Genomic DNA, 4,685 nt, shown 5'->3' on the forward strand with positions numbered 1-4,685 from the left:
TTCGCCATGCAGCCGAGCGGCGTGCTCTACCTGGTGTTGTCCTTTGAACAGGGAAAATGACGGTGAGGGCCCTGCCTCCGGCGAGTCGGCGGCAGGGCGGTCCGCAATAGCGGGGAATGGGCGAGGGCCGAAACGGCGACCCCTTGCCCGCAGCTCTTATGGATTGGGGTGGCGGCTCATCGGGTGAGTTCGCCGCCTTTTTCGTTGCGGGAGGTGAAGGTGGTGCGGATAGCCAGGAAAATCTTGTGGGCGCTGCTCCTCGGCCTCGTGTCCTTCCGGTCCGCGGAGGCGGGAGTCGTGCTGGTCCTCTCCGGGGGGCGGGACCCGGGGCTTTGCCCACATCGGCGTCATCGAGGTGCTGGAGCAGAACAACGTCCCCATCGTGGGCATCGTGGGGACCAGCATGGGGTCCCTGATGGGCGCGCTGAAGGCCAGCGGCTACGACGCGGAGGCGATGAGGCGCATCGTCGCGGAGCTGGACCTGCCCTCCCTGCTCTCGGAGAACACGGGCCCCATGTTCGTCTTTACGGGCGACGACAGGAGGGCCAAGGGCAGCACGATCACCGCGCTCTCCTACCAGAAGCAGGGAGATCAGCGGGGCCCGCGGGGCATCCTGACGGGAGACAAACTGTACCGCTACTTTGCGCAGCTGATGCGCCACGTCTCGGCGAAGGACTTTTATCACCTCCCCATCCCCTACGCGGCCGTGGCGTCGGACATCCACACCGGGGAGAAGGTCGTCCTGAGAAGGGGAGGGCTGGCCTCGGCCATGCGGGCCTCCATGTCCATTCCGGGGCTCTTCGAGCCGTGGGAGATCGACGGCCGCCTCCTGGTGGACGGCGGCGTGGTCTCGAACCTTCCCGTCTACACGGCGAGGGAGGTCTTCCCCGGCATCCCCATCGTCGCGGTGGACGTCTCGGACTACCCCTCAAAGGAACGCCCGATCAACTCCTTCATCGACGTCATCGACCAGTCGCTGGCCATCCTGATGCGGCGCACGACGAGCGAGGAGAGCCGCGCGGCGGACCTGCTGCTCTCCCCCCGCGTGAACAGCTTCAGCTTTTTGGATTCGAGCGAGGCGGACGCCATCATCGAGGAGGGACGGCGCGTGGCGCTGGAGAAGCTTGACGCGATCCAGAGACTGTCGGCCCGCGGCCCCGCGCTGTTCACGAGCGCGAACGTGGAGGTCACGAGCGACGTCGTCGGCGACGTGGAGGTCGTGGGCCTGCCGGAGAAGATGGCGCGGAACCTGCGAAAGCGCTGTCTCGTCTGGGTGGGGAAGACCATCGACCAGAAGCGCATCGAGAGCGCCATCGAGCGGCTGGTGGGGTCCCCCGGCATCGCCAACGTGGACTACCAGATGGGGCGCACGGAGTCGGGCGACGTGCTGGTGCGCCTCGAGGTGCGGCAGACGCCGGAGATCGAGGTGGGGCTGTCGGGGTACACCACGAACCTGCACAACAACCGCTGGCTCTACGTCAAGGGGGCTGGCCGGGGGCTCCTGTCGGAGTACGACACGATGTCCGGGGTGCTTCGGATCGGGGACCAGTGGGGGATCGACCTGTCCTATCAGACGGCGCCGGAGGGCATGAACGCCTGGCGCTTCAACCTGTCCGCCCAGAACTGGGAGGTCCGCAGCAGCGCGGGCACGCGGGATTGGGACCGTTTCGCCTTCGGAGTGAACCGCGTCTACCAGTGGGGCGACGTGAACGTGGGGCTTGGGCTGGCCTACGAGCACGTGGGGGGGGATTCCGTCTCCGACGAGGACGACCGCAACTCGATCGGCCCGACGTTCTTCGCGGCCTACGACACGCTGGACATTCCCGGTGACCCGACGAAGGGCTACGCCTGGCGCGTCAACGCATGGTGGCCGGACTTTGACGAGGTCCTCTACCGATTCACCTACTTCAAGCCCCTGGAGGTTACAGGGCACCTGCGCACGTACTTCCGCCTGGGCTATGCGGAGGGCGACCTGGACCGCTGCAGCCACGCGGCCTACCTGGGCGCGGCGGAGGAGCTCTACACCGCGGCGGCCCGGCCCGTTGAGGCGGAGCGCATGGCCTGGGCGAACCTGGCCTTCCGCCGGGTGTTGAGCCGGAGCGTTTTGGGCATCGTGGCGGTGGAGCTCTTCGGCAGCTACGGCTACGCGATGGACAAGGAGTACGGAAAGATCGCCTCCCCCTGGGAGGTCGGCGTCGCCGTGAACTTCCCCAACAACATCATAGACGTCAAGCTGGCGGCCCTGTACGGCTCGGAGGAGTTCAAGGTGGGCTTCTTCATGGGGGTCCCCATCTGGGACCACTACCCGCTGCCGTAGCCGCAGCGCTTCCTTAACCGAAAGATCACAGGGCCCCGCCGGGGCCCTCCATCCTGTGTGAGGGCAGGGCCCCGGCGGCCCGCCGCCCTGTGGAGGTCATACAATGGCACGCAACATCACAGCACGAAGCGTCGATTACTCTCAGTGGTACCTTGACGTGATCAAGGCGGCCGAGCTGGCGGACTATGCGCCGGTGCGCGGCTGCATGGTGATCCGCCCGACGGGGTACTCCATCTGGGAGAACGTTCAGCGCTATTTCGACGACGCCTTCAAGCGGACGGGGCACGTGAACGCCTACTTCCCGCTCCTGATCCCCAACTCCTTCCTCCAGAAGGAAGCGGAGCACGTGGAGGGCTTTGCGCCGGAGTGCGCCATGGTCACCCATGCGGGCGGGGAGGAGCTGGAGGAGCCCTTCGCGGTGCGCCCCACCTCCGAGACGGTCATCGGCCACATGTACAGCCGCTGGATTCAGTCCTGGAGGGACCTGCCGGTGCTCATCAACCAGTGGTGCAACGTCATGCGCTGGGAGAAGCGGCCGCGCCTTTTCCTCCGCACGTCCGAGTTTCTGTGGCAGGAGGGGCACACGGCTCACGCCACGGAGCAGGAGGCCCGCGAGGAGACGCTGCGGATGCTGGAGGTGTACCGCAAAGTCATGGAGGAGGAGTTGGCGCTGCCCGTGATCACGGGCGAGAAGACGGCGGGGGAGCGCTTCCCCGGCGCCGTGGCCACCTACACCTGCGAGGCGATGATGAGCGACGCGAAGGCGCTCCAGGCGGGGACCAGCCACTTCCTGGGGCAGAACTTCGCCAGGGCCTTTGAAATCCGCTTTCAGGACAGGGACGGAGAGCTGGCGACCTGTTGGACGACCAGCTGGGGGATATCCACCCGCCTCATCGGGGCCATCATCATGACCCACTCCGACGACGACGGCCTGGTGCTTCCGCCGCACATCGCGCCCGTGAAGGTGGTGCTGCTGCCGATCTCGAAGGACGAGCGCCAGGCGGAGGGCGTTCTGCTGCCCATGGCGCGCGAGCTTTCGGGGCAGCTCGACGAGGCGCTGGGAGGGCTCTATACGGCTGTGGACACGCAGTTTCACATGCGGCCCGGCGACCGCTTCTTCACTCACCTGCAGCGGGGGGTGCCCCTGCGCCTCGAGCTGGGGGAGAAGGACGTGCAGTCCGGGACGGTGCGGGTCGTGAGGCGCGACACCGGGGAGAAGGCGGACCTCAGCCGCGACGCGCTGGTCCCTGCGGTGCAGAAGCTGCTTGAGGACGTCCAGTCGAACCTCTACAGGAGGGCCCTGTCCTTCCGCGAGGCGCACACGGCCCAGGCCTCCAGCTACGACGAGCTCAAGGCGATCCTGGCGGAAAGGGGCGGGTTTGTCGAGGCGTACTTTGGAGGGACGCCTGAGGACGAGCGCCGCATCCGGGAGGAGACGGGCGGCGTGACGCCGCGCTGCATCCCTCTGGTGGACGCGAGCACGGGCCGGTGCATCGTCACGGGGAAGGAAGGGCGCAGGACGATCTTCGCCAAAGCTTATTGAGCCTCGGCTGAAGCGGCAGCGGCGACCCTTCCTGCTGCGGATGCGTTTTAACCGGGATTGGTTTTATCGGGTGGTGTGAGGCGGGATGACGCACTACAATTTGCCGCACGATCACGGGCAGGACGTTCAGGTCGTGCTGGAGCGTATGCCGGCGGCGCAGCGCTTCGAGGAGGCGGCCATGAGCTTTCAGCAGCTGGGGGACCCCACGCGGCTCAAGATACTGTGGATCCTGTGCCACTGCCGGGAGTGCGTCTCCGACATCGCGGCGGCGGTGGGCATGAGCGACGCCGCGGTATCGCACCACCTTCAGCTTCTGAAGCGCAGCGGCCTCATCGTGGGCAGCCGCGTCGGAAAGGAGATTCACTACACCCTTTCCGACGAACGCAGGGCCGGGCTGCTGCACCGCATGATGGACGCCCTGTTCGAGATCACCTGTCCCAAAGAGGACCTCCCCGGCCCCCGAAGCGTTTAGCCCCTTCGGGGGCTTTTTCTTTTGGGAACTCGGACCCCTTACCGGCGGTCGAGCCATGCCGGAATGCAGGCAAAAAGCGGGGCCAGGTATTCAAAGATCGTCAGCGTGGTGCGAACGTCGATCTCCCTGAAGTCTGGACTGAGGGAGGATACGTAGCCCCACAGCAGCCACAGGGCGCTCACGGCGCTGGCGGTCAACACGAAGGGCGCCCAGCGTACCCGGCGCAGCGCCAGGTACCCGCCGACGATGAGGGCGGCGGGGAAGGCCCATCCGGCCCACCACGTCCCGGAGAGCAACAGCGACTGGAGTTCCCCTCTGGAGGTTACCCAGTGGAGATTGTAGGCAATGTTGAG

General features: G+C 66.4%; 3 protein-coding genes and 1 pseudogene. 3 read left to right on the forward strand and 1 reads right to left on the reverse strand.

What is annotated here, in order from left to right:
* Window positions 1-325: 325 nt before the first annotated feature.
* The 3 genes and pseudogenes from SY1_RS01730 to SY1_RS01740 form a co-directional block, all read left to right on the forward strand.
* Window positions 326-2,317: pseudogene (locus SY1_RS01730) on the forward strand (patatin-like phospholipase family protein); the annotation flags it as partial.
* A gap of 103 nt (window positions 2,318-2,420) precedes the next feature.
* Complete coding sequence (gene proS, locus SY1_RS01735; RefSeq protein ID WP_015555981.1) at window positions 2,421-3,860, forward strand: proline--tRNA ligase; 1,440 nt, start codon at window positions 2,421-2,423, stop codon at window positions 3,858-3,860.
* Window positions 3,861-3,945: 85 nt separating this feature from the next.
* A complete protein-coding gene (locus SY1_RS01740) occupies window positions 3,946-4,332 on the forward strand; it encodes an ArsR/SmtB family transcription factor (protein ID WP_015555982.1) in 387 nt (128 codons plus the stop codon).
* Between the two features lie 38 nt (window positions 4,333-4,370).
* Here the strand turns inward: SY1_RS01740 and SY1_RS01745 are convergent.
* On the reverse strand, window positions 4,371-4,685 hold a 315-nt coding region (locus SY1_RS01745; protein WP_208872568.1), incomplete at its 5' end, for a hypothetical protein.

It is taken from the genome of Fretibacterium fastidiosum (assembly GCF_000210715.1).
GTDB lineage: Bacteria > Synergistota > Synergistia > Synergistales > Aminobacteriaceae > Fretibacterium > Fretibacterium fastidiosum.

What these genes read in the sequence shown, in the direction of transcription:
- SY1_RS01740 (WP_015555982.1), top strand. Translation starts at nt 3,946, where the DNA reads ATGACGCACTACAATTTGCCGCACGATCACGGGCAGGACGTTCAGGTC.
- proS (WP_015555981.1), top strand. Translation starts at nt 2,421, where the DNA reads ATGGCACGCAACATCACAGCACGAAGCGTCGATTACTCTCAGTGGTAC.